At 34.2% G+C, this 26,030-nt stretch carries 26 protein-coding genes; 16 read left to right on the forward strand and 10 right to left on the reverse strand.

Features of this window, described 5'->3' with window-relative positions; all coding sequences use genetic code 11:
* Nucleotide 1 precedes the first annotated feature (1 nt).
* A complete protein-coding gene (locus tag K7G76_RS09685; protein WP_223033998.1) occupies nt 2-1,561 on the reverse strand; it encodes a M20 family peptidase in 1,560 nt (519 codons plus the stop codon).
* A gap of 179 nt (nt 1,562-1,740) precedes the next feature.
* Here K7G76_RS09685 and K7G76_RS09690 point away from each other — a divergent pair, with 179 nt between their 5' ends.
* Nucleotides 1,741-2,283: a YfiT family bacillithiol transferase gene (locus K7G76_RS09690; RefSeq protein ID WP_223033999.1), complete on the forward strand. Its 543-nt coding sequence runs from the start codon at nt 1,741-1,743 to the stop codon at nt 2,281-2,283.
* A gap of 16 nt (nt 2,284-2,299) precedes the next feature.
* Here the strand turns inward: K7G76_RS09690 and K7G76_RS09695 are convergent, their stop codons facing one another.
* The 3 genes from K7G76_RS09695 to K7G76_RS09705 are packed head-to-tail and all read right to left on the reverse strand — an operon-like array spanning nt 2,300 to nt 3,640.
* The gene (locus K7G76_RS09695) at nt 2,300-2,698 is read right to left on the reverse strand and encodes a hypothetical protein (protein ID WP_223034000.1); all 399 of its coding nucleotides are present in this window, start codon (nt 2,696-2,698) and stop codon (nt 2,300-2,302) included.
* Nucleotide 2,699: 1 nt separating this feature from the next.
* Nucleotides 2,700-3,065, reverse strand: coding sequence for a DUF1801 domain-containing protein (locus K7G76_RS09700; protein ID WP_223034001.1), 366 nt, complete (start codon nt 3,063-3,065; stop codon nt 2,700-2,702).
* Between the two features lie 20 nt (nt 3,066-3,085).
* Nucleotides 3,086-3,640: a thioredoxin family protein gene (locus tag K7G76_RS09705; protein ID WP_223034002.1), complete on the reverse strand. Its 555-nt coding sequence runs from the start codon at nt 3,638-3,640 to the stop codon at nt 3,086-3,088.
* Nucleotides 3,641-3,683: 43 nt separating this feature from the next.
* Here K7G76_RS09705 and K7G76_RS09710 point away from each other — a divergent pair, with 43 nt between their 5' ends.
* The 3 genes from K7G76_RS09710 (at nt 3,684) to K7G76_RS09720 (ending at nt 6,042) form a co-directional block, all read left to right on the forward strand.
* On the forward strand, nt 3,684-4,019 hold the full coding sequence (locus tag K7G76_RS09710; protein WP_223034003.1) for a tRNA-binding protein: 336 nt from the start codon (nt 3,684-3,686) through the stop codon (nt 4,017-4,019).
* Nucleotides 4,020-4,099: 80 nt separating this feature from the next.
* Nucleotides 4,100-5,014, forward strand: coding sequence for a bile acid:sodium symporter family protein (locus tag K7G76_RS09715; RefSeq protein ID WP_223034004.1), 915 nt, complete (start codon nt 4,100-4,102; stop codon nt 5,012-5,014).
* Nucleotides 5,011-6,042: a lysophospholipid acyltransferase family protein gene (locus K7G76_RS09720; protein WP_255572982.1), complete on the forward strand. Its 1,032-nt coding sequence runs from the start codon at nt 5,011-5,013 to the stop codon at nt 6,040-6,042. The genes K7G76_RS09715 and K7G76_RS09720 overlap by 4 nt, the downstream gene beginning before the upstream one ends.
* A gap of 53 nt (nt 6,043-6,095) precedes the next feature.
* On the opposite strand, the gene K7G76_RS09725 is transcribed toward K7G76_RS09720, so the two are convergent.
* Nucleotides 6,096-6,485, reverse strand: coding sequence for a PUR family DNA/RNA-binding protein (locus K7G76_RS09725; protein ID WP_223034005.1), 390 nt, complete (start codon nt 6,483-6,485; stop codon nt 6,096-6,098).
* A 151-nt stretch (nt 6,486-6,636) separates the two neighbouring features.
* On the reverse strand, nt 6,637-8,394 hold the full coding sequence (locus K7G76_RS09730) for an ABC transporter ATP-binding protein (protein WP_223034006.1): 1,758 nt from the start codon (nt 8,392-8,394) through the stop codon (nt 6,637-6,639).
* A gap of 145 nt (nt 8,395-8,539) precedes the next feature.
* Here K7G76_RS09730 and K7G76_RS09735 point away from each other — a divergent pair, with 145 nt between their 5' ends.
* The 4 genes from K7G76_RS09735 to yajC all read left to right on the forward strand — a co-directional run bounded on the left by K7G76_RS09735 (nt 8,540) and on the right by yajC (nt 11,496).
* Nucleotides 8,540-9,643: a Glu/Leu/Phe/Val family dehydrogenase gene (locus K7G76_RS09735; RefSeq protein ID WP_223034007.1), complete on the forward strand. Its 1,104-nt coding sequence runs from the start codon at nt 8,540-8,542 to the stop codon at nt 9,641-9,643.
* 76 nt (nt 9,644-9,719) lie between these two features.
* The gene (gene nusB, locus K7G76_RS09740; protein ID WP_255572983.1) at nt 9,720-10,664 is read left to right on the forward strand and encodes a transcription antitermination factor NusB; all 945 of its coding nucleotides are present in this window, start codon (nt 9,720-9,722) and stop codon (nt 10,662-10,664) included.
* A 46-nt stretch (nt 10,665-10,710) separates the two neighbouring features.
* Nucleotides 10,711-11,202 carry a DUF1573 domain-containing protein gene (locus tag K7G76_RS09745; RefSeq protein WP_223034008.1) on the forward strand — a complete coding sequence of 164 codons (492 nt, stop codon included), beginning with the start codon at nt 10,711-10,713 and terminating at the stop codon, nt 11,200-11,202.
* A 3-nt stretch (nt 11,203-11,205) separates the two neighbouring features.
* Nucleotides 11,206-11,496 carry a preprotein translocase subunit YajC gene (gene yajC / locus K7G76_RS09750; RefSeq protein ID WP_223034009.1) on the forward strand — a complete coding sequence of 97 codons (291 nt, stop codon included), beginning with the start codon at nt 11,206-11,208 and terminating at the stop codon, nt 11,494-11,496.
* A gap of 96 nt (nt 11,497-11,592) precedes the next feature.
* Here yajC and K7G76_RS09755 read toward each other — a convergent pair whose 3' ends face one another.
* From K7G76_RS09755 to pepT, 3 genes are all read right to left on the reverse strand, one after another.
* Entirely contained in the window at nt 11,593-12,192 is a 600-nt protein-coding gene (locus K7G76_RS09755) for a YdeI/OmpD-associated family protein (protein WP_223034010.1), read from the reverse strand.
* A 117-nt stretch (nt 12,193-12,309) separates the two neighbouring features.
* Complete coding sequence (locus K7G76_RS09760; protein ID WP_223034011.1) at nt 12,310-12,972, reverse strand: hypothetical protein; 663 nt, start codon at nt 12,970-12,972, stop codon at nt 12,310-12,312.
* A gap of 71 nt (nt 12,973-13,043) precedes the next feature.
* The gene (pepT, locus tag K7G76_RS09765; RefSeq protein WP_223034012.1) at nt 13,044-14,288 is read right to left on the reverse strand and encodes a peptidase T; all 1,245 of its coding nucleotides are present in this window, start codon (nt 14,286-14,288) and stop codon (nt 13,044-13,046) included.
* Between the two features lie 130 nt (nt 14,289-14,418).
* On the opposite strand from pepT, the gene K7G76_RS09770 reads away from it, so the two are divergent.
* The 5 genes from K7G76_RS09770 to K7G76_RS09790 are packed head-to-tail and all read left to right on the forward strand — an operon-like array spanning nt 14,419 to nt 22,729.
* Nucleotides 14,419-16,761 (forward strand): TolC family protein, encoded by a 2,343-nt coding sequence (locus K7G76_RS09770; protein WP_223034013.1) that lies wholly within the window; start codon nt 14,419-14,421, stop codon nt 16,759-16,761.
* 11 nt (nt 16,762-16,772) lie between these two features.
* Entirely contained in the window at nt 16,773-17,861 is a 1,089-nt protein-coding gene (locus tag K7G76_RS09775; RefSeq protein WP_223034014.1) for an efflux RND transporter periplasmic adaptor subunit, read from the forward strand.
* Nucleotides 17,862-17,870: 9 nt separating this feature from the next.
* The gene (locus K7G76_RS09780) at nt 17,871-20,984 is read left to right on the forward strand and encodes an efflux RND transporter permease subunit (protein WP_223034015.1); all 3,114 of its coding nucleotides are present in this window, start codon (nt 17,871-17,873) and stop codon (nt 20,982-20,984) included.
* Between the two features lie 4 nt (nt 20,985-20,988).
* The gene (locus tag K7G76_RS09785) at nt 20,989-21,657 is read left to right on the forward strand and encodes an ion channel (RefSeq protein WP_223034016.1); all 669 of its coding nucleotides are present in this window, start codon (nt 20,989-20,991) and stop codon (nt 21,655-21,657) included.
* A 55-nt stretch (nt 21,658-21,712) separates the two neighbouring features.
* Nucleotides 21,713-22,729 carry a quinone-dependent dihydroorotate dehydrogenase gene (locus K7G76_RS09790; RefSeq protein ID WP_223034017.1) on the forward strand — a complete coding sequence of 339 codons (1,017 nt, stop codon included), beginning with the start codon at nt 21,713-21,715 and terminating at the stop codon, nt 22,727-22,729.
* On the opposite strand, the gene K7G76_RS09795 is transcribed toward K7G76_RS09790, so the two are convergent.
* A complete protein-coding gene (locus K7G76_RS09795; protein WP_223034018.1) occupies nt 22,719-23,630 on the reverse strand; it encodes a T9SS type A sorting domain-containing protein in 912 nt (303 codons plus the stop codon). The two genes, K7G76_RS09790 and K7G76_RS09795, sit on opposite strands and share 11 nt — an antisense overlap.
* 88 nt (nt 23,631-23,718) lie before the next feature.
* Here K7G76_RS09795 and K7G76_RS09800 point away from each other — a divergent pair, with 88 nt between their 5' ends.
* The 3 genes from K7G76_RS09800 to K7G76_RS09810 are packed head-to-tail and all read left to right on the forward strand — an operon-like array spanning nt 23,719 to nt 26,011.
* Nucleotides 23,719-24,333 carry a LysE family translocator gene (locus tag K7G76_RS09800; protein WP_223034162.1) on the forward strand — a complete coding sequence of 205 codons (615 nt, stop codon included), beginning with the start codon at nt 23,719-23,721 and terminating at the stop codon, nt 24,331-24,333.
* 53 nt (nt 24,334-24,386) lie between these two features.
* The gene (locus tag K7G76_RS09805) at nt 24,387-25,103 is read left to right on the forward strand and encodes a hypothetical protein (protein WP_223034019.1); all 717 of its coding nucleotides are present in this window, start codon (nt 24,387-24,389) and stop codon (nt 25,101-25,103) included.
* 44 nt (nt 25,104-25,147) lie between these two features.
* On the forward strand, nt 25,148-26,011 hold the full coding sequence (locus K7G76_RS09810; RefSeq protein ID WP_223034020.1) for a hydroxymethylglutaryl-CoA lyase: 864 nt from the start codon (nt 25,148-25,150) through the stop codon (nt 26,009-26,011).
* The last annotated feature ends 19 nt before the right edge of the window (nt 26,012-26,030 follow it).

Genomic DNA, 26,030 nt, shown 5'->3' on the forward strand with positions numbered 1-26,030 from the left:
GTTACAATTCCTCCAAATTATCAAATATGGTATAAAAGAAGCCAATAGATTTTGCGTATTCCTCAACCAAAATTCGTTCATTCACACCGTGGAATCCTTTAAATTCTTCAGTATTTTCTAATTGAATAGCCGTTATAGTATATACATCTGGTGCAAAATCTCTAGCTTGAAAGTGTTTCGAGTCCGAACCACCTACTACAAAGAAAGGAGATACAATTAAGTCATTACCATAAATTTGACGGATGGTTTTTTCAAGCATATTATAAGCAGGATTGCCTACTTCTGCAATGTTTGTCGCAGGTGTAGATGCAGAAATGTCTCTAATTTGAATTCTGTCATCACCAATTGCTTTTTTAACATGTTCAATAATAACTTCTGGAGTATCACCAGGCATAGGTCTGAAATTCACCACAGCTGTAGCAGAAGGCGGTAATACGTTATCTTTAATACCTGCGTTAAACATGGTCACAGCAATAGTGGTATGAAGCATGGCTCGAGTCACCTCATTTCTGGCCATGGCATCTATAAATTTTTGTTCCTGCTCCGTCAATTCATCATCTTTACCAAAGGCTACGGCTGCATATAATGGTTTTAGTTCTTCATCCAGTTCTGGTCCCATATAACGATATTGCGACCTAACAGCTGGGTGTATTTTATAAGGAAATTGAGCAGCTTCTAATTTTGTAATAGCTTCCGCTAAAATACCTATGTTAGACTCTTCAGGAGGCATAGACGAGTGTCCACCAACACCATGTATTGCTAATTCTAAACTAATAAAACCTTTTTGGGCAATACCAATTAAGGCTGTGTTGTCTTTAATACCTGGGAATATACCAGGAGTTAACGGCGCAGACTCATCCATAACGTAAGCAAAGCGTTCTATACCGAGTTCTTCTAAAACATCAGCAATTACCTTGGCACCTTCAGCACCACCTACTTCTTCATCTTGACCGAATACAAAATAAAGGGTACGAGCTGGTTGCCAACCTTCTTTTAGCTTCATTTCAGCGGCTTCTAAAATGGCGTGGATTTGATTTTTATCATCCAATACACCACGTCCCCAGATATATCCATCTTTTACGGTGCCGGCAAATGGGTCTTCTTTCCATTGATCTCTAGATTCTTCGGGTACTGGCACAACATCCTGATGCGCGTAAAATAAAGCCGGCTCTAAATTAGGGTCTTTGCCTTCCCAAGTGTAAAGTAAGCTATACGGTCTTGGGTCGCCATGTATCTCTTTTTTTAGTGTTTTGTGCACCAATGGGTACGATTGCTCTAAAAATTTGTGATAATCTGTAAACGCTTTAGTGTCGAAATCATCTCTATCTTGATTGGATATGGTTTTAAAAGTAACCGCTTTGGATAGGCGTTGTACAGCAGCATCCAAATCAACATCAACAGTTATTTGTTCAACACCTGTCATTTGTTTGGAAGTAAAGTCATCAAGATTGACAGTTTCAGTTGGTTGCGTAGTTTCTTCGGTTTGTTCAGCTTTTTGATTACAATTGCATACTAATAAAGTAATCAATAAAATAAGAATCGTGTTTGCTTTTTTTGGCATGGTTGTAAGATTTAATAGATGTGAATATTTTTGATTTATATTACAGAATTAGTACTGTAAAAATAATTAATAATTATGAGGTGTATGCTAATTGTCAACTTTAATATGCTATAAAGCTTTTATTTTTACATTAAAACATTGAAGTTTTTACCACTTTTGTATAAAATAAACATAGAACCATGGCAATTAATGATCTAGAACAACTTAAATATCCAATTGGTCATTTTGAATGCCCAGATGTAATTTCTAAAGCGCAAATTGAAAATTGGATTATGGTTTTGGAAACGTTTCCAGAACGATTAGCACAATTAACAGTTGGTTTAACTGACCAGCAATTAGATACACCCTACCGACCAGATGGTTGGACCATTAGGCAAGTTGTGCATCATGTGTCAGATAGTCACCACCATAGTTATATTCGGTTTAAATGGGCATTAACAGAGGAGAACCCGGTTATAAAGTATTACTATGAAGCCCTTTGGGCCGAATTGTTTGATTCTAAAACAGGGCCAATAGCCTTGTCTTTACTTCACCTAAAAGCCGTTCATGCCAAATTGGTTTTTCTTTTAAAGGGTTTAAGTGATGATGACTTGAATAGACGTTTTATTCATCCAGAGCATAATGAGGAAGTTGTTTTAAAAAAGAACATCGGTATTTATGCCTGGCATTGCGATCACCATTATGCGCATATCGAAAATTTAATAAAGCGTGAAGGTTGGTAAGTTGCGGTTGAAATTTCTAACTAGCTTTTTTTATAATTAAAGCAATCAAACCGTGAACAGAAACGCCAAACAGTATTATATATAAACTAATTCTGGTTAAAGGCCTCTCTATACTTTCAGTAGGTAATTCTTTAAAGAACGCATAAATAATTAAAACACTAGATAATAGGATTGTTATAGAGCCCAATATTTGAAAGGTTTTAACCCATTGATTTTGCGATATCTTAAAATAACTGCCTAAAGACACATTAACTAATCCGAAAAGCAAAATATATAGATGCCCAGCACGAAACAACGCACGATTCATGAGCTCCATATCTTTTAAATGATCATAATTATGATGCATATACTGTCCAGTTAATATAAAAATGATGGCAATCAATATACCACCATAAAGGTGTAGGCGTTTAAGCATATTATTTTGTTTTTATAGTGCCCTCTTTATATAAGTCAATAGCCTTATTTAGTATTGTACTAACTAATTTTATGGGGATGTCTTTAGAGGGATCAACCCTTAAAATTTTCATACGCGAACGATTGCCAGTTTCCAATTCGATAAAATCCAAATAATTACCTTCAACTAATAAGATATAAGGTTCGACAGTTTTTTTATCTGTCCATAAATAGGCGAACATTTTGTTTTTATAACAAAAACAAGGCATACCATATTTTTTTGTTTCGGTTATGTTTTTATCCAAATTTAAAATTATATCTCGCAGAGCAAGCAAACAACTTTTGTTTCGTTCCTCTTGTTTAAAATAAAAAGACTCGTTCTGACTCAAAAGATAGGTTTAACGTTGGGTTATTTCCACTTGATATTACAACCCATGCTAGGCTTTTGGGTTTGTGTGTTTTCTTTTTGCTCTATTATACAGTCTAAAGCATGACGTAAATCGCTACCATTTAAGGGTTTGCCATTTCCGGGTCTGGAATCGTCTAATTGGCCACGGTAAACTAATTTTAATTCGGCATCAAAAACATAAAAATCTGGAGTGCATGCAGCATCATAGGCTTTGGCGACTGCTTGGGTTTGATCGTATAAATAGGGAAACTTAAAGTCGTTGTCTATAGCCTGTTGTTTTAAATGTATGGGTGCATCTTCAGGATAGTTTTCGGCATCGTTACTGGAAATGGCAATACAATTAATACCCTTGCTCTTGTAATCTCGGGCTAATTGAGCCAGTTGTGGGTTTACATGTTTAACAAACGGACAATGATTGCAGATAAACATGATAACGGTGGCTTTTAGCCCTTTTAACTCATTTAAACTATAGTTGTTTCCTGATATGGTGTCTTGTAATGTAAACTCTGTAGCTGTTGTGCCTAAAGGCAACATATTTGAAGGTGTTAATGACATAAATTTGGTTTTGCTTTGTTATTAAATAATGTAATTTTATAGCATGAATAATGTAATAAATTTTGAGGATTTTACAAAAGTAGATCTTCGTGTGGGGACCATAACTGAAGTACATGATTTTCCTGAAGCCAAAAAACCAGCTTATCAATTGACGGTAGATTTTGGTGATTTGGGTATAAAAAAAACTTCAGCACAAATCACGAGCTTATATAACAAAGCGGACTTGCTTAATAGGCAAGTTGTTGCAGTGGTTAACTTTCCCAAAAAACAAATAGCCAAGTTTATGAGTGAATGTTTACTACTTGGTGCGGTTAATGGTTCTGGTGTTATACTTTTAAATCCTGAAAGTAAGGTGAAAAATGGCTCAATAGTTTCCTGATTATGGACTTCTTTTAAAAACTTACTTGTTTTTTAATAAATTAACTGCCATCTTACCGCTTACTAACTAACTTTTTAAGTATGCTGGAACTCGATGAGGTTCAAATTAACTTCGATTCTAATAATTTATGGATTCTGAATATTGCATTGGCAATTGTCATGTTTGGTGTGGCTTTGGGCATTACGGTAGATGATTTTAGAGCCTTATTTAAAAAGCCCAAATTGGTGTTAGTGGGTATTCTGTCGCAGTTTGTTTTGTTGCCATTGGTGACATTTATCTTTATTTTAATTGTTCAGCCTCAGGCAAGTATTGCTTTGGGTATGATGATGGTTGCCGCCTGTCCTGGAGGGAATATTTCCAATTTTATGACACACTTGGCAAATGGAAATACAGCTCTATCAGTAAGTTTAACCGCATTTTCAACCTTTATTGCTGTGGTTATGACGCCTTTTAATTTTCAATTTTATGGTAATATGTACCAACCTACAGCCGAGCTGTTACAATACGTAGCTTTAAGCCCAATAGATTTGGTTAAGCTAGTTGTTTTAATTCTGGGAATACCTTTATTGCTTGGAATGCTTGTTCGTTATAGGTTTCCTGATTTTGCCATAAAAACATCTAAACTTTTAAAGCCTTTTTCCATATTGATTTTTGTGGCTATTGTTATCATAGCGTTTATGAATAACCTTGATGTTTTTAATAATTACATTCATCATGTATTGGTTTTAGGTGTTAGTCATAATGTAGTGGCCATATTACTAGGATTGTTTGTGGCCAAAGCATTTAGGTTGTCATTTAAAAACCAAAAAACAATAGCTATAGAAACAGGGATTCAAAATTCTGGACTAGGATTGCTACTTATATTTACGTTTCTTAATGGGTTAGGCGGTATGGCAATAATGGCTGCATTTTGGGGTATTTGGCATATTATTTCTGGATTGGTTTTAGCCTATTTTTGGTCTGTTAAATCGCATAAAAAACACGCAGTAGTTTGAAAGCACTTTGGTTACATCTGGTGAGAGCTTATTTACGAATGGGGTTGTTTTTTTATTACAGGAGATTTCATACAGTAAACAAAGAGGCAGTACCTAAAACAGGACCTTTGGTTATTTTGTCCAATCATAATAATGCCTTAATGGATGCCTTATTAATTGCTACTAGAGCAGGTAGGTTCTCCTATTTTTTAACACGTGCCAGTGTATTTACAAATCCTAGAATAAAATCTTTTTTAATGAGTTTGAATATGTTGCCTGTTTATCGTGTTCGCGATGGATGGAGTACTATTCAAAACAATAATGAAATTTTTGAGTATTGTAGAGAGTTATTGCATAAAGGAAAGGTTGTAGCCTTATTTCCTGAAGGCAATCATAATATTAGGCGAACCGTTAGACCATTGAGCAAAGGTTTTACAAGAATTATTTTTGAAACATTAGAAACCTATCCGGAAACGAATTTAAAGATTATACCAATTGGGTTAAACTATGAACAGGCTGATGCTTTTGCAGATAGTGTCTCTATGGTTATAGGGAATCCGTTAAATGCAACAGATTTTATTTCAGATAACCGCAATCAAGATATTTTAAATTTAAAGGAAGCTGTTTCAGATAACCTAGAGGTATTAACCACACATATTCCAGCTGATAATTATGATAAGGATCTTGAGACACTAGAAAAACTTCAAGTTAATTTTTTATACCCTTCAGCTGTTAATAACTGTATAGCTTCAAATTATAAGGACTGCTCATTTAAATTGCATTACAAGCCTAAAGTTTTAAAGTCTGTTTTTAAAGCGCTAATGTGTATAGTGTTATTTGTTCCATATGCCATTTGGGTCTGGTTTGTCAAGCCTCGAATTAACGAAATAGAGTTTGTCTCTACATTTCGTTTTGCCATTTCGGTAACACTTGTTCCAATTTGGATACTATTTGTTGTGATCGTTTTGAATACTTTTTTTGTTGCTTCGGTTGGTTTGGGTTATATATTGTTGACCTTGTTGTTTAGCCTATTGGCCGTAAAATTGTAAAACAAAAAGCCGCTAATAATTATTAGCGGCTTTTAGAATATTGTTAGTTTATATTAGATATCATCAAAATCAATATCTGTAAAATTTTCAGGCGCATTTGATTCCGCATCGTCTGCTGATTCAGAATCATTATTTACATATTCTTTTTTGAAGTCTTTTTGGTGACGTTCGCTAATAACTTCATCGCCTTTTTCTTCAATAATGTAATCTGTCATTTCAGCTAGAATGCTATTAAATTCAGAAAAATCTTCTTTGTATAAATAAATTTTATGTTTTTTATAATGATACGAACCATCATCGTTAGTGAACTTTTTACTTTCTGTAATGGTTAAATAATAATCTCCGGCTTTTGTCGATCTTACATCAAAGAAATAGGTGCGTCTTCCAGCTCTTAATACTTTCGAAAAAATTTCTTCTTTCTCCATCATGTCATTGTTGTTCATTGTCTTAAAACTAATTAAAATCTAAATTATGAGTTCTTCAAAAATCTAAAAAAATAGGTTACGAACCAACAATTTATGAAATTTCTTTTATCTACTTGTAATTTTGTTTTGTATTTACCACAATATCAATAACTTATTGCATTGTAATGACTTAATGGCTTTCAGATTCGCTTAATTGTTTTAAGTATAGGTTTTTATAGTAGCCATCTACTTCAATTAAACTATCATGATTGCCTGATTGCACTATTTTACCATCATCTAGAACAATAATATTGTCGGCATTTTTAGCAGCAGATATACGATGGCTCACAATAATTGTTGTTTTACCGGTGGTAAGTTTTTTTAGGTTGTTTAGAATTTTTTCTTCAGTTTCTGTATCTACTGCAGAAAGGCAGTCATCAAACAATAAAACTTTTGGGTCTTTTATTATAGCGCGAGCAATGGAAACCCGTTGTTTTTGACCACCAGACAAGGTAATACCACGCTCACCTAAAGTGGTATCGTAACCCTTGTTAAAGCCTATAATATTTTTGTGCACTTGCGCATATTTTGCCGCTTGAATAACTTCATCATCAGTAGCAGATTCTTTACCAAATTTGATGTTGTTTTTAATAGTGTCTGAAAACAAAAAAGCATCTTGAGGTACATAACCAATACTATCCCGTAAACTGTAAAGGTTTACTTGGTCTATAGGTTTTCCATCTATTGTCAAGTCACCATGTTTAATATCGTATAACCGACCAATTAATTCCAATATGGTTGATTTTCCTGAACCTGTTTTGCCAATTATGGCTAAAGTTTCACCATGATTCACTTTAAATGATACGCCTTTTAATGCCGTTATATTGGTATCGTCGTAAGTAAAAGTTACATCCTTAAAGTGGATATCACCTATGATATCTGAAGGATTGTTATTCTTATTTTGAACTTCAGATTCTATCTTTAAAAACTCATTAATCCGTTTTTGTGAAGCTTCGGCTTGTTGTACAATTGAAGTTACCCAGCCCACTGTGGCAACAGGCCATGTTAGCATATTAACATAAATTATGAATTCTGCTATGGTACCAATACTTTCAATTTCGCCATTTATGTATTGTAAACCACCTATATAAATAACAATTAAATTACTCACACCAATAAGTAAAATCATCATTGGGAAGAATAAGGCACTAACTCGAACTAAACTCAATTGTTTGTCACGGCTGCCACTAGCCAACTCAACAAAATTCTGATTGGTCTGTGGTTCAATGCCATAGGATTTTATAATGGCAACACCACTAAAGGTTTCTTGGGTAAACGAAGATAATTTAGATAAGTACTCTTGGACAACGGTGCTTCGTTTGTGAATTTCTCTACTTAATTTATAAATAGCCACAGAAAGGATAGGTAGAGGAATAATGGTATATAACGTTAGGGTAGGGGCTGCGTTATACATGTAAATTAAAGCAATCACAAAAAGTGTCACCGTGTTTATGCTGTACATAATTGCTGGTCCAGCGTACATACGAACACGACCAACATCTTCACTTATGCGGTTCATTAAATCACCCGTCCTATTCTTCTTGTAAAAATTTAAGGATAGTTTTTGGTACTGTTGATAAATTTCATTTTTAAGGTCATATTCAATATAGCGCGAAACATTAATTATGGTTTGACGCATTAAAAATGTAAAAAGTCCAGCAATAATGGCTGCGACAATAATATAAATTATAGATAGGGTTAGTTCAGCTTTAAAAGCTTCTCTTGTAATTGAGCCATCCAAACCTTTCTCTATGGCTGTAAAGATTTTGCTGACTAATCGAGGGGTGAATAACAGAAATATTCTAGCTATAATTGTAATAATGATTCCCGCCAGTAATTTGTATTTGTATTTTAAGAAGTACTTATTTAAGTGCCTTAATTCTTTCATTAACGATTTGGTTTCTAATATAAAGTTTTTAACAAATTCTTATTTTAATCTTAATTATGTTGTTTTAACCCTAATATTCACTTAATTTTGCATGCTCTTTTTATGAATCGTTTAAATGAGCGGTTAAATATTAAATTAAATTTAGATGGATACAGACATAATTAATGCAAAAGAACTTTATAAAGCAGATCCCGTTTTTGGTCAGCTTTCATTCGATAATCACGAACAAATAGTTTTTTGCAACGACAAAGATACAGGTTTAAAAGCAATAATAGGTATTCATAACACAGTCTTAGGACCTGCTTTGGGCGGAACTAGAATGTGGAATTATGCCAACGAATGGGAGGCTTTAAATGATGTCTTGCGTTTGTCGCGTGGTATGACCTTTAAGTCAGCTATCACGGGTTTAAATTTAGGTGGTGGAAAAGCCGTTATTATTGGTGATGCCAAAACTCAAAAAACACCGGAATTAATGAAGAAGTTTGGTGAGTTTGTACATTCGTTAAGCGGAAAGTACATTACTGCTGAAGATGTAGGTATGACCACTGCTGATATGGATACGGTTCGTGAGGTTACACCTTATGTTACGGGAATTTCAGAATCTATAGGAGGAGCAGGAAACCCTTCGCCAATCACGGCTTATGGTGTGTTTATGGGTATGAAAGCCGCTGCAAAGTATAAGTTTGGTAGCGATGTGCTAGAAGGAAAAACTGTTTTTGTACAAGGTATTGGTAATGTAGGAGAAGCTTTGGTTGAACATTTAGTTGATGAAGGTGCCGAAGTTACCATTTCAGATATTAGTCAAGATAGGTTAGAGGAGGTACGCTCAAAATACGGAGTAACCATCTATGGCGGTAATGACATTTACAGTGAAGATATGGATATTTATGCCCCTTGTGCACTAGGCGCAACTATTAATGATGATACTATTTACAATTTAAAAGCAAAAATTGTAGCTGGAGCGGCCAATAATCAATTGGCAGTAGAAGAAAAGCATGGGAAAATATTACAAGATCGTGGTATTGTGTATGCGCCAGACTTCTTAATAAATGCAGGTGGTATTATTAATGTATACGCCGAGTTGGAAGGTTACGATAGAAAAGAGATTATGCGTAAGACAGAAAATATCTATAACACAACGTTAGAGATATTGAAGAATGCTGAAACGCATAACATAACAACTAATCATGCGGCTTTAAATATTGCAAAGCAACGCATTGAGACAAGAAAACAAGAGAATTCAAAATAATTCTTTAAAATAATAGTATTTTTGCGAGGCGATAGTGTATACTTTCGCCTCTTTAAATAAAAAGTTCTTTGTAAATATGCTAAACAGAAGACATATTCGCATAAAGGTTATGCAAACTATTTACGCTTATAAAGGCGGAGAAGGAGGTGATTTTAAAGCAGACCAAACATTTTTGTTAAGAAGTATAGAGAATATGTATTCGCTTTACTTATTACAATTATCCTTATTGGTTGAAATTCAAAAACGCGAAGCTATTTACGTTGAGAAAACCCAAAAAAAGCACCTCGCTACTTCAGAGGATAAAAACCCTAATCAAAAGTTTGCTAACAATGAAGTGTTGTTGTATTTAAAAAACAACACAGCGCTTCAAGAGGCTATAGAAGATTATAAGGTCAAGAATTGGGACCTGGACAACGAATATGTAGATGTACTGTTTAAAGCCATTAAATCTAGTAACTTGTATAATGAATACATGCAAACTAGAACCTCCAACTTTAATGAAGATAAAAACTTTGTTATAGACATTTACAAAGAAATTATAGCGCCTAACGATAAGTTGTATGATTACTTAGAAGATCAGAACTTAACATGGATAGACGATCTACCGGTTATAAATACTACCATAGTAAAACTGTTGCGTAAGCTTAAGCCAAACGCTTCAGATAGGCACATGCTACCAGAATTATTTAAAGATATTGATGACCGTGAGTTTGCACTAGACCTGTTTAAGAAGACCATTTTAAACCAAAATGAGCTAAACTCTGAAATTGGAGAGAAAACAAAAAACTGGGAAGCCGATCGTATAGCCAATATTGATCAGGTGTTGTTGCAAATGGCAATATGTGAGCTTAAAAACTTTCCGTCTATACCAGTAAAGGTAACCATAAACGAGTATTTGGAAATCGCTAAAGAGTACTCAACACCAAAGAGTAGTATTTTTATAAATGGTATTCTAGATAATTTGGTTAAAGAGTATCAAGAAGCCAATACGTTAAATAAAACCGGTCGTGGGTTGATGTAATTAGAAATAATTACTACATTTACGCCCCAAACAAAAATTTTTTATTATGAAAAAAATAATATTAGGATTAAGTGCACTATGCATGATTGCATTCACATCTTGTAAAGAAGATGCCACACAAAAAATTGATGAAAAAAATGTAGCAGAGGCTGCTGAAAGAGATGCTAACTCATCAAAATTCCCTGTGATTACATTTGATAAGACAGAGCATGATTTTGGTGAAATTGAAGCTAAAACAGCTGTAGAAACTGTTTTTTCGTACACTAACACTGGTGATGCCCCTTTGGTAATTACAGATATTAAGAGTTCATGTGGTTGTACTGTGCCTCAAGATTGGAGTAAAGAGCCTTTAGCTCCTGGAGATAGCGGTAGCTTTACTGTAAAATTTAATGGATCTGGTAAAAATAAAGTATCTAAAACAGTTACTGTAACAGCCAATACAGAAAAAGGTAAAGAGACTGTAAAAATTACAGCTTTCGTTAAACCAGACCCTGACGCAGTTACACCAGCTAAAGCTACTATCCCACAAGTTAAGTAATTCATGGGAGAAGGTGGTTTAAGTACATTTTTGCCGTTTATTTTAATGTTTGTTGTCGTGTATTTTTTCATGATAGCACCACAGATGAAACGTCAAAAGCAAGAAAAAAAATTCGCAGCCGAGTTAAAGAAGGGCGACAAAGTGATTACCAAAAGCGGTATGCATGGTAAGGTTGTTGAACTTAATGACAAAGATGGCAGTTGTGTTATTGAAACTCTAGCAGGTAAAATTAAGTTTGATAAATCGGCCATTTCTATGGAAATGAGCAAGAAATTAAATACACCAGCTAAATAATATAGTTTTAAAATATATTACAAAAAACTCCGAAGTCGCCTTCGGAGTTTTTTTTATTTTTTGTCATTCCGCACTTGATGCGGAATCTATTAATAACTAGCAGTTTTTGTATTTGTCATGCAAGCCAACACCTTGTAAAATCATAGGCGTAATTTTTTCTATCCGTGATAGTTTGGTAGCCTCACGTTTGGCAGATTCTATGTGTTCACAGTACTCACGTTGTTTGCCAGGAGTTAAGGCCTTAAAACTCTTGTGGACACCAGGCTGACTTTTAAAAAGTATTTTTAGCTCATTGGGAATAGTCACATTTTTGCCTTTTCGCTCAGGTTTTATTTCTTTACCTAGTTTTTGGTTTTCAATGGCTTCTTTAACGTAAGCCAGCACAGCCGCTTGATCTATATCCTCAATACTTTCAAAGCGCATTTGGCGTAAGGCTTTGGTTTTGCCTTCTTGGGCATTTACCAGTAAGTTCTTTTCATCCTTGAGAAACACACCATTAAAAAACCAAATACCAAAATGGTTTTTAAAGGCACCTAAACCCACCACATTTTTGCCATTAAGCACATATACAGGTGCGCTCCATTTTAGGGTTTCTTCTAATTCGGTTTTGGTAATAATATCACGCAAAAGCGTTAAGGCTTCTCCAAAATGACTGTTGTTTTCTACATATTCTTCTACAGATGTGACTTTTTTCATAATTCGTTTAACGTATTTTTGTATGGTTTTTTGCAGGAAAAGTACGGGAGTCATTTTCCATTGTTGTGGAAAGATAATTAATAAGATTGAATTTCCGGCGAGGAAATTCAGCCGCAATTAATTATGCGTCTTGTTGTAGTGCGTTTTTATTTCATTTATTAAGTCATCATATGAATAGTTTGAATTCATTTGAATCACTTTTTCAATTCTGCAAGGCTTTATATCTTTGAATAACAGAATTTCATAGTCTTCAAAAACAAATTCCATAAAGTCAGGATTATCAAAAAAATCCTTTTCAGCCTTTTTAGGATTTGATTTTATCAATTTCAATCCTGATGCGATAATTTTTCTATCATCTGATTTATAAATTCCGTCTTTATCTAAATAACTGGAGTCATCTATTGTATTTCCTATTCGCCAAATTATTGTCTGTTCATAATTTTGCTTTAATTCCTTGAAATCATTAAATACAAATTGCGGATTACTATATAATATTTCGTTCAGATCATATCTTTTTTTTGATATGACTTCAAAATCTTCATTATATTCTGTTTTTGTATCAATACACCAATGGCCATGAACTAAAGGGAAATCATTTCTTTCTAATTCAAATATCATTCCTATATATTCTTTATCATTCAGCAAAAAGTCAAGCCACCAGCGATTTAAGTTTTTAAATGGTGTAAGAATTGCACACGAAATCCAAGTATCAGTTATTAGAATTCCTTTTTCTAAAATTTGACTTTTATTTTCTTTTGGTGTCCAATGTATTACTTTCATTATTTCGATTTCAAACGCACTAAAACAACAGTTAAACCAAGTTCGAATATTTTTTTCCTAAAGTCAACCGCCTAGGCTTCATGTTTTTTAGCCGTCAATTCCGCAATCTTACATATAACCTCTGTGGCTTTTATGATGCTTTCTACTGGTACATATTCATAACGTCCGTGAAAGTTATGGCCACCAGCAAAAATATTAGGACAAGGTAAGCCCATATAGCTTAATTGTGAACCATCTGTACCACCACGAATGGGTTTTATAAGCGGTTTAATGTTCAGTTGTTTCATGGCTTCTTCGGCTATATCTACAATATGCATTACGGGCTCAACCTTTTCTTTCATATTGAAATATTGGTCTGTAATTTCTAGGGTTATAACTTCTCGTCCATATTGTTCGTTAAGCTCGTTGGCCAACTTTTGCATGACTTCTTTTCGTGCTTCAAAATGCCCTTTGTCGTGGTCGCGAATAATATATTGTAAAACGGTTTCTTCAACAGCTCCTTTCATATTGTGTAAATGGAAAAAGCCTTGATAGCCTTCGGTATGTTCTGGTGTTTCCATTCGTGGTAAAGAATTGATGTATTCTGTAGCAATGTACATGGAGTTTACCATTTTACCTTTGGCGTAACCAGGATGAACAATTTTACCCTTTACTTTTACAACAGCTCCAGCAGCGTTAAAGTTTTCGTATTCCAATTCGCCTACTTGACTACCATCCATAGTATAAGCCCAATCGGCTGCAAACTTTTCAACATCAAATTTATGAGCGCCACGACCAATTTCTTCGTCAGGGGTAAAACCTACACGAATGGTTCCATGTTTTATTTCTGGATGCTGTATTAAGTATTCCATTGCCGAGATAATTTCACATATACCTGCCTTATCATCAGCGCCTAAAAGCGTAGTGCCATCAGTAGTGATTAAGGTCTGACCTTTATACATGAGTAAATCTTCAAAATAGTCAGGAGAAAGCACAATATTTTCAGCTTCATTTAAAACAATATCTTTGCCATCGTAGTTTTCTACGATTTGAGGTTTTACGTTGGCACCTGTAAAATCAGGGCTTGTGTCAAAGTGCGATATAAACCCAATGGTAGGAACATCATGATCCACATTGCTTGGTAGTGTTGCCATGATATAGGCGTTTTCGTCTATAGTAACATCGGTTAATCCTATTGATTTCAATTCATCAACCAAGGTATTGGCTAAATCCCATTGTTTTTCAGTACTTGGTGTAGTTTCAGATTCAGGATCGGATTCTGTATCAACGGTTACGTAACTTGTAAATCTATTTATAATGTGGTTTTTGTCTATCATGGCTAGTTATTTTCGTCAAAAATAAAAATATCATTCGGGATATTAAACTATAAATTCTTGTAATTTAATTTATTGTGTGCTTTGATTACATTTAAAATAAAATTACTTTAGCTTATATAATTTCCTTTTAATGCGCTATTTATTACTCATTGGTTTTTTTTTGACAGTTAATTTTTCAGCCTTATCACAAGACAAAACTTATAAAATTGGTTTTTTATTGGATAAAGCCAATGACCGAATTAATGTATTAATAGATGACTTACAGGAAGAAATTATAGCTGTTGTTGGTGAAGATGCAACGGTTGTTTTTCCTTCCAACAGTAGGTATGTAAATAATTTTAATCCCAATCTGGCTAAAGAGCAATATAACACACTGGTTTCAGAAGTGGATATTGTTATTGCCTACGGTGCAACCACTAATAAAGTTTTAACGGAACGGGAGGCTTATCCAATACCTACTATTCTTTTTGGGACCGTGAATAAAGATTTCATTGAGACTACAAGAGCTCAAAAAATTAATGTTGAAAATTTCACATCTATAGTAACGCCACTTTCCTATGAGGAAGATTTACGCATATTTAAAGAACTGGTTGGCTGTAAGAGTGTTGGTGTTTTAATGGAACGTGGTGCTATACAATACAGCCCTGTTTCTGAAATTTTAGCAAAGTTATCATCAGATTTAGAACTGGAATTAACGTTGCTACCGTTTGATACTGCTCAAGATGTTATTAATGCGTTAGAGGGTCAAGAGGCCGTATATTTTATTGGAGGACTATACCTTACTGAAGATGAAATAAAAAATATTGCAAATGCGCTGATAGCTAAAAAAATTCCTTCGTTTACCACAACTCAAATTCGTGATGTTGAAAATGGTCTTTTAGCGACTAACAATGATCAATCTCAAATCGATCAGTTTTTTAGGCGTATTGCCTTAAGTGTCGAATCGGTTGTGGTTGATGATGTACCCAGTGAATCCTCATCTTTACTCACTGTAAATAAAAGCCTTACTATTAACTTTAATACTGCCCAACGTATTGGTGTACCCTTAAAGTATAGCTTAATAGCAACAACAAATTTTGTTGGAGATGCTTCAGATATAGATGCAGATAAACGCTACGATTTAGTAAGTGTAATGACAGAGGTAATTGCGGAAAACTTAACACTTAAAGAGTTGCAGCAAGATGTGTTGGTTTCTGAAGAAGATACCAAGTTTGCTAAAAGTGATTATTTGCCAGATGTATTTGCTTCAGCTTCTGCAAATTATACCGACCCTGAATTTGCGGCTGCAACCAACGGTCAAAATCCAGAAGTGTTGACCGCAGGAAATATAACCCTGTCGCAAACTATATTCTCTGAAGCCGCAAATGCTAATATTGGCATACAAACTGCCTTGCAACAAGCGCAACAAGAAGATTATAATCGCGAGCAGTTAAATATTGTTTTTGAATCCGTTACGGCTTATTTTAATGCCTTAATACTTAAAGCCAATTACAAAATACAAAGTAAGAACTTAAATTTAACCAAACGCAACCTACAGATTGCTGCTCAAAACTATGATGCTGGACAATCTGGAAAATCAGATGTATTGCGTTTTAGAAGTGAGCTGGTACAAAATATGCAGGATAATGTAGAGTCGTTTAACCAGTTAAATCAAGGTTATTACGTGTTAAATCAATTGCTTAATAATCCTATAAGCTTGGTTATTGATGTTGATGATGCGGAATTGGATTCTGGTATTTTTGAAGAATATGATTACCATGCCTTTAACGATTTATTAAACGATCCTTTGGAGCGTAGGCCGTTTATTCAATTCTTAATTCAGGAAGCGCTTAACAACTCTCCGGAATTGAAGTTCTTAGATTACAATTTAATAGCTACCGAACGGAGTGAAAAATTGTTTGGTCCAGGGCGGTTTTTACCCACTGTAGCACTACAAGGTCAATATAACCATGTGTTTTCACGAAGTGGAGCAGGAAGTACATTTCCACCATTTTTAACTACACCACCAGATGGCTATTATAATGTTGGTGTAAATTTAAGCTTACCCATATTTAATCAGAATAAACAAAATATCAATAAGCAAATTGCCACAATTCAAAAAGAGCAAATTCAATTTTCAACAGAGAACCTAAAGCTTCAGATTGAAAAAAATATTAATGATGCTGTATTGGAAGTTATCAACCAAATTACAAATATTGAGTTATCTAAAGTATTTGAGGAAACTGCAAAAGAAGTTTTGGAATTAACCCAGACATCTTATGAAAATGGCGCAGTTAATATCATCCAACTGTTGGATGCCCAAAACAATTACTTACAGGCGCAATTGGCCAGTAGTAATGCAACATACAATTACTTGTTAGCTATGCTAACATTAGAACGCTATATAGGAAACTTCTTTTTGCTGGAATCTACAGACGATCGCAATGCTTTTATAGCTCGTTTTTTAGAATTTAAAGCTAGTATAGAAGATTAAATATAAAACTTATGATTTTAAACAAATACTATAAATTATTCCCCTTTTTAATACTTGGTTTATTTGCTGCCTGTGGCAAAAAGGAAGCACCAAAGCAAGAGGTGTTGCGCCCCGTAAAGTATACAGAAGTAAAATATGCAGGTGCTGATAAGATTAGACATTTTAGTGGTACGGCAAAAACCGAGAAGATTATCAATTTAAGTTTTAGAAATACAGGTATTATTGTGATGCTTGATATGAAATTGGGACAGAAAGTTAAAAAAGGCGATTTATTGGCTCAACTCGATAATGTACAGGCTCGATTAAATTATGAGAGTTCAGTTGAATCTAAAAATAGTGCTGAATCCCAAATGAATACCGCTAAATTAAATTTAAATCGGGTTAGAACCCTTTACGAAAAAGGAAGTTCTTCTTTAAGTGATTATGAATCTGCTAAAAACTCTTATCGTACGGCTGTTGCAAGTTTTGAATCGGCTAAGCGTAGTGTAGCTATTCAACAAGATCAAATTCAATTTGGATATTTATATGCCCCAGAAGAAGGTGTTATAGCTTCAGTTGTTGCAGAAGTTGATGAGAATGTTTCACCAGGGCAAACTATTGGTGTCCTAAATGCAGGATCTGCAATTGAAATTGAAATTGGGCTTCCAGAAAGCGTTATTAATAATGTGTACAAAGGCATGAAAGTTAAAGTGTCTTTTACAGCTATTGGTAATAAACAATATAATGGTGAGGTAACCGAAGTTGCTCCAGCATTAGATAGTAATACATCTACTTACCCAATTCGTGTGACTGTTCTTGATGATGATGAGCAAATAAAAAGTGGTATGGCCGCTAGTGTTACTTTTGAATTTGTCACTAGCCAAAGTGAAGAACGTAAATTGGTAATACCACCGGTAAGTGTTGGTGAAGATGGTGATAGCCGCTTTGTATTTGTAATAGATGGTTCAGAAGGAAACTATGTTATTAAACGACAACCTATTGAAATTGGCGAATTGACTTCAGAAGGCTTTGAAATTGACTCTGGGTTGGAAGAGGGACAAAAAATTGCCACTGCGGGACTTCAAACACTTTTAGATGGACAAAAAGTTAAATTAAATTAAGCGCAATACATGAATTTAGCCAAGTTTTCAATAGAGCGCAACAGAATTACGTTTACCGTTTTAACTACTATCGTACTAATGGGTATAGTCCTATACCAAGGCTTGTCACGAGATAGTATGCCGCCTTATACTGTACGTGTTGCCAATATTGTAACCAATTTTCCAGGAGCCAGTCCAGAACGTGTTGAGCTACTCGTAACCGATAAGGTTGAAAAGGTTTCACAGGAGCTACCTGAATTAAAAGAAGTTACTAGTACATCACGAGCTGGGCTTTCGATAGTTACTGTCGAGTTAAAAGATGAAGTAAGACCCGAAAAACTTCAGGCAGTTTGGGATAGGTTGAGACGAAAGTTAGAAGCCATAGAAGGTTTACCGTCTAATGTTGTTCCTTTTTTAGATGATGATGGTATTGGAGAGGTTTTTGGGATTGCTGTTGGTATTATATCAGATGGTTATTCTTATGCTGAAGCAAAAGAGTATGTTGACGATATTAAAGACGATTTAATAAAACTGGATTTTGCCGCCAAAGTTGAATTGGGAGGTGTACAGGATGAACGTGTGTTTGTAGAATTTGATAATTCACGATTAAAGGAATACGGTCTTTCGGCCTCAAAACTGCAACAAGCTATTGGTGCAACAAATATATTGAGTTCGGGTGGCCAAGTTAATTTAGATAGTGAACGTATTATTTTAGAACCAACAGGAAACTTCAATTCTGTTCAAGACATTAAAAATACATTAATTCCTGTTGGCGATGGTACACAAATGGTTTATCTAGGCGATATAACAACCATCGTTAAAGGCTATATTGATCCACCTACACAAATCGTAAAAGTCAATGGCAAAGAAGCCATTTCTATGCACGTTAGTTTAAAAGAAGGCGCTAACGTTATTAAATTAGGTGAAGATGTAAATAAAGTTATGGCTGATTGGGAGAAAAAACTTCCGGTTGGTTTAGAACTTGTAAGACTAGCGTCACTAGATACGTATATAGATGTTAAGATTAGCGATTTTATTGTTAACCTTATGCAGTCTATAGTAATTGTGCTTTTGGTTATGCTTATATTTTTGGGTGTAAGAACAGGTGCCATTATTGCCAGCTTAATTCCACTTGTTACCATTATGACCTTGATGCTTATGGGGGTTATTAGTATGGGCTTAAATCAAGTAACGCTTGCAGCATTAATTATGGCGTTGGGCATGATGGTGGATAATGCCATTGTTGTAGCCGAAACCATTATGGTGAAAATGGAAAATGGTGCTAAAGCCAAAGATGCAGCTATTGATGCGTGTTCAGAATTATTCACGCCTTTATTGATTTCTACTTTAACCACTTCAGCAGCATTTTTAGCATTTTATTTAGCTGAATCTACGATGGGAGATATTGTAGGACCGATTTTTGTTGTTATTTCTCTAGCATTATTATCCTCATGGTTGTTGGCTTTAACAGTAATAACATTATTCTGTGTACTCTTTTTAAAAATCAAGCCCAAGGCTGAACGCGAACCGAGTGCGATTGACAAAGTGATTTATAAGCTTAAAGAGTATTACAAAGATTTGATTTTAAAAGCCTTATCAATTAAGGTAACTGTACTTTTAGTAATTGTAGGATTATTTGTTTTATCACTTTATGGATTTACAAAGATTCCTTTTATTTTCTTCCCGGATAGTGATCGTAATATGATTACTATAGATATAAACCTTACCCAGGGCACTCGTATAGAACGTACCCAAGAATTAGTTGAAGAATTAGAAGTCTACATGCGCGATTCATTATTAGTAAATGCCAAACGAGAAAATGGTATTACCGATTGGTCCTCTTATGTAGGTAAAGGGCCCGAATCGTATGATTTAGGTTATACACCAGACGAACCCGATGCGAGTTATGGGCATATGCTAGTAAATGTTTCAGATGCTATTTACAATAATGAATTGGTAAATAAAATAGATAAGTATTGCTATAATAATTTTCCTGATGCAGATATTAAAGTAAGTCTTTTAGGTTCAGGAGGTGGAGGCACACCAATCGAGGTGAAAATATCAGGAGATAATCCCGATGTATTAGCGGCTTTATCAGAACAAACCAAACAGAAATTATCAAAAATTACGGGCACCAAAAATGTTAAAGATGATTGGGGACCAAAAAGTAAAAAGTTTGTAGTGGATATCGATCAAAATAAGGCACGTTTAGCGGGTGTTTCCAATCAGGATATCGCTACATCATTACAAACGGTTTTAGATGGTTTTCAAACTGGAGAATACCGAGAAGACGATAAGTCAATACCAATTCTTATGCGTAGTGATGGTAGTCAGCAACAATCATTGGCCTCAATAGAAACCTTAAATATTTATGCTCAAAATACGGGAAAAAGTGTACCGTTAAGTCAAGTGGCGACTATTGTTCCAGAATGGCAATACGCTAAAATAAAACGATTGGATATTGATAGAACCATTATAGTTTCTAGTGAATTAAATGATGATGGAAATGCTTCTGCTATCATGAAAGAAATTACACCTTGGATAGAGAATGAGTCCAAATCTTGGCCTGAAGGTTACACTTATAAGTTTGGTGGAGATGCAGAAAACACGGCTGAAAACATGGGTGCTGTAATTGGGTATTTACCTTTGTCAGGCTTCATCATTATATTACTGTTAATTATTCAGTTTAATTCGGTAAGAAAGACAATAATGGTAGCTTCAACAATTCCGTTAGGAATTATTGGTGTTGTAATTGGACTTCTTATATTTCAAGAGCCATTTGGTTTTATGCCATTTTTAGGTGTGATTTCGTTAGCTGGAATTGTTATTAATAACGCTATTGTGTTAATAGACAGAATGCAAATTGAAGAGCATGAAATGAACCGGCCAATTCAAGATGCCATAATAGCAGCTTGCTTACAACGTTTCAGACCTATTCTGTTAGCCACATTTACTACTGTTTTGGGTTTAATTCCGTTGTATTTGAGTGGCGGTGAAATGTGGGAAGGTATGGCCGTTAGTATAATGGTTGGATTATTATTCGGAACTTTTATAACGTTATTATTTATTCCGTCTTTTTACAGTGTGCTGTATAAAGTAAATTATAAAGACTATACGTTTAATGACGCGCTGATGGAAGATTAAGTCAATGATTTTAAAAAAATTATTTAAATACCGCTTTGAATTATTCTTTTATAGTTTAATTACCATTTTGTTTGGGTCTTTAATTTTCCCTAAACAAGTTTTAACGGCTGTGGTTTTGCCCCTTCTTTTTGTAATTAATATTGCATCAGGATTGGTGATATTTAAAAAAAGAAAAAAGCAAACTTTAGTTGTAATCGGCATGTTAGTGCTTGTATCTTTCGTTTTCTTTTATAGACTAATATCTAAATCTGATGAACGTATTCTAGAGTATATTCGGTTTTTTGTTTATTTCGGGTTTTATGCTTTAGTTACTGTTGAAATAATTTCACAAGTATGGAATGCCAAAACGGTTAATAAACCAGTTATTTATGGTTTAATGAGTGGCTACATTTCACTTGGACTTATTGGTTTTTTTATTTTTTGTTGTATTGAAATGATTAATCCTGGGTCTTTTTCTGGGCTAAAGGAACTTGGTATGACACCTGCTAATGTAGACGACTTAATGTATTTCAGCTATATAACACTTATGACAATTGGTTATGGTGATATTGCACCGGTTTCAGACATTGCCCAAAAAGGATCGATTTTTCTGTCTATGATGGGGCAATTCTATTTGGTAATTGTAACGGCAGTGGTGATAGAAAAGTATATAAAACACACGCAAAAAGAATAGGTTTTGACTAGTATTGGTAAATTAGAATTGTATTTTTGCAATTTAAAACCCAGACATGTATAAGTTTCTTATCCGACCCATTTTTTTTCTTTTCGATCCAGAGAAAATACATCATTTCACATTTTCAACTATTCGTTTTTTTAATAAGCTACCTTTTGTCTCTAGTATTATAAATAGCTTGTATCGAGTTGATGATAAACGATTAGAGCGGGAGTTGTTTGGATTAAAGTTTAAAAACCCAGTAGGTCTAGCTGCAGGTTTTGATAAGGATGCGAAATTATTTAATGAACTTTCAAATTTTGGCTTTGGGTTTATAGAAATTGGGACATTAACACCAAAAGCACAGTCTGGCAATCCAAAAAAACGCTTATTTCGTTTGCAATCAGATTCCGCAATTATAAATAGAATGGGTTTTAACAATGGTGGAGTTGAAGCAGCAGTTGAACGACTTAAACTAAACAAAGGCGTGTTAATTGGTGGAAACATTGGTAAAAATAAGTTGACACCCAATGATCTAGCAGTTGATGATTATAAAATTTGCTTTAATTCTCTTTTTGATTATGTAGATTATTTTGTGGTTAATGTAAGTTCGCCCAATACACCTAACCTTCGTGAACTACAAGACAAAGAACCGTTGACTAAACTTTTACAGACCCTAAAGGATTTAAATGCTGAAAAACAAAATCCTAAACCTATTTTATTGAAAATAGCACCAGATCTAACAGATTCACAATTACTAGATATTATAGATATTGTTAAAGGCACTAAAATTGATGGTGTTATTGCAACAAACACTACCATTTCAAGAGATGGATTAACCAGTGACAATAGAACAGAAATGGGAGGCTTGAGTGGTAAGCCACTTACAAACCGTTCTACAGAAGTCATTCGTTTTCTTTCAGAAAAAAGTAATAAAGCATTTCCTATAATAGGAGTTGGAGGGATTCATTCGGTTCAAGACGCTATGGATAAGTTTAATGCTGGAGCCGATTTAATACAACTTTATACAGGTTTTATTTATGAAGGGCCAAACCTTATTAAGCAAATTAATAAAGCAATCATTAATGGATAATGATCTTTTTTAAAACAGATTCTTCATTTTTAAATTTCATATTTACGAGGTAAACACCTTTTTTTAGATTAGCAACATTAATGGTTTGAAATTTAGTATTACTAGCGTTTTTAACCTCTAAAATTTGTTTGCCTAAAACATTGTAAATAGTAGTTTCTGTTACTGTATTATTAGTAGCTGAAGCAATATTGAAATTTGTTGTCATAGGGTTTGGAAATAACTTAACAGACTCGCTTTGAAATTCGTCTACTCCTAAAACACCTTGAAGCGAAATGATAAGTGTTCCTATTTTTTGGTCATTAAAAGGACCAATATTAACCAGACTGGTAATTACACCTTGAGGATTTGAATCGGCATTTCCAGAAGTGTAGTTAATACCATCATCTGTACCTGCATCATAAGGATACAAATCAATAGAAATATTGTTTTTCCAAGAATTATTTTCTCTTAAATTAATACCGTTTATGGCTATCATCCAATCTGGACTCGGAGCAATCATAGAAACTAAAGTTAAGAGAGGATAATCTTCGCTTACATCCAAACCCATAATTTCAATAGTGCCTGTAGCATTAGCTAATGAGCTTCCATTAATATACTGCTCGGCATTTCCATTATTAATGGCTTGCTGTACTTCAACATCCATAAAAACAGCATTGTCACCCAATTCGGCTACATCTTCAATACCTTGAGTTGCCAATTGCCCCATTTCTAGAAATGTAATATTATTATTGTGATTGGCTCCAACTAGTCTGGACCAATGTGCATTGGTTGGAAGCGTACCATGATCAGTAGAATTCCAAGAGCTGGTAAACGTTATATTGTAAGTAGCTACAGATTGTGAGTATATAATATTCGTAATCATTAAAGCTAGTAATAAGAAGATTGAAGTAGTTGTTTTCATAGCTAAACTGTTTAATATTAGGTCGTTTAATTAATAATTGCTTACAATTTCTTTTTGCCTATTTTTGAGTTTTAATTAAAAGCTATCAATCATAGAAATTCTATTATCATTTATTTTGGCTACTTCAGCATTAGCTATTTCTCCTGGGCCAGATAACATTTATGTGTTAACACAAAGCGTTGTAAATGGGTCAAAATATGGTTTGGCTACTACAGCAGGTTTGATTTCTGGCTGCATTATTCATACCACCTTGTTAGCATTTGGGGTTTCCGTGATAATCAGAGAAAGTGAAACATTGTTTTTCGCCATCAAATTGCTAGGAGCGTTATATTTGGTGTATTTAGCATACAAGGTTTACAAAAGTAGCAGCGCAATTCATTTGTCGAATGGTTATATTCCGAAGAAGTCTTTAATACAATTGTTTAAACAAGGCTTTATAATGAATGTACTAAACCCAAAAGTTACGATTTTTTTTTTAGCTTTTTTCCCTGGGTTTTTATTTAGTGATACATTAAGTACGGTTCTTCAGTTTTATGTTTTAGGTTTTGTTTTCATGGCAGTATCCTTAATCATTTTTTCATTTATAGCCTTACTTGCAGGAAAAATATCAGACTATATAAAATCGCATAAAAATCTTGGTTTTGTATTAAAGTGGCTCCAAATAGTAGTGTTTATAAGTATTGCTATTTTAATTTTGATTTAGTGACTGTGTTTAGCATTAATAAAAAAATATCCTTTTGGCTAATACTAACTTTTGTGGTTTTTACAATAGTCGGCACGCTTTCCCATGAAATCGGTCATATTGCTGTAGCTAAATATTTTGATTATGAAACGTATTTGAGTTATGGTAGTATGTACCATTTGACTAAAGGCTATAAGCAGGATAAATATGTTGTAGAATTAGAACAATTGGAACAAAAGTTTCAAGATGAAGGTATAACAAATCTTGAAGAACTAGATGAAAACGAATTAGATCATTACAATAATTTGGTTGCCAAAATACAAGGTAAATTTCCAAACAACAAAGCTCATGATTTATGGATAACCATTGGAGGACCAGCACAAACTATTTTAATGTGTTTGATAGGTCTTTTTATGCTCTATGTTAGAAAATCAAAGCAACGTAGTGATTTTAAAATTTTGGACTGGTTGGGGGTTTTTCTGGGATTGTTCATTTTACGTGAGGTTTTTAATACGGTTATGGCAATTTTTACAATACTAATTTCTGGTTCAACTCAATTTTACGGTGATGAATTTAGAATATCAAGTGCATTGGACTTAAACCAATGGGTTGTTCCTATACTAACCATGTTAATAGGTTTAGCTGTTTCAATGTATATCATTTTTAAGATTGTTCCCTTAAAGTATTGGTTTACTTTTATTGTGTCTGGTTTTATTGGTGGTGTTTTAGGATATGGTATTTGGTTTGGCTTTTTAGGGGAATTATTATTTCCTGATCCAATCAGTTTTTAAGAAAACGTTTTCGTACAAGACAATCTTTATTATCTTTGAAATTCATGAATAAACCTATTAAAATCATTGAATGTCCACGTGATGCCATGCAAGGTATCAAGACTTTTATTCCAACTGAAAAAAAAGTGCAATACATTCAGTCGTTGTTACGTGTAGGCTTTGATACTATTGACTTTGGAAGCTTTGTATCACCTCGGGCTATTCCACAGATGGTTGATACTGCAAAAGTATTGGCGCAATTAGATTTATCTAAATCCACCTCAAAACTTTTGGCCATTATAGCTAATACAAGGGGCGCTAGTGATGCCTCACAACACAGTGAAATAGATTATTTAGGGTATCCGTTTTCAATTTCTGAAAATTTCCAGATGCGTAACACCCATAAAACCATTGCGCAATCGGTTGTAACTTTGAAAGAAATTTTAGAGATAGCTGATAAATCGAATAAAGAAGTGGTGGTTTATATTTCCATGGGCTTTGGTAATCCATACGGTGATCCTTGGAATGTGGATATAGTAGGCGAGTGGACCGAGCGCTTGAGTAATATGGGCGTCAAGATTCTATCATTGAGTGATACCATTGGGAGTTCAGACCCTGAAAATATAGATTATTTGTTTTCCAATTTAATTCCAAAATACCCAGAAATAGAATTCGGAGCGCATTTACATACCACACCTTCTACTTGGTTTGAAAAAGTTGATGCTGCCTATAAAGCTGGATGTAACCGTTTTGATGGCGCAATACAAGGTTTTGGCGGCTGCCCAATGGCCAAGGACGAACTCACAGGTAATATGCCTACTGAAAAGCTATTGTCATACTTCACTACAAAAAAGAAATCAGACCTCAATGCTATGAGTTTTGAGAGTGCTTATAACGAAGCCACTAAAATATTTTCAGCATTTCACTAATCATAAAAAAAGCTACTTG

The organism is Hanstruepera marina, assembly GCF_019880635.1.
GTDB lineage: Bacteria > Bacteroidota > Bacteroidia > Flavobacteriales > Flavobacteriaceae > Hanstruepera > Hanstruepera marina.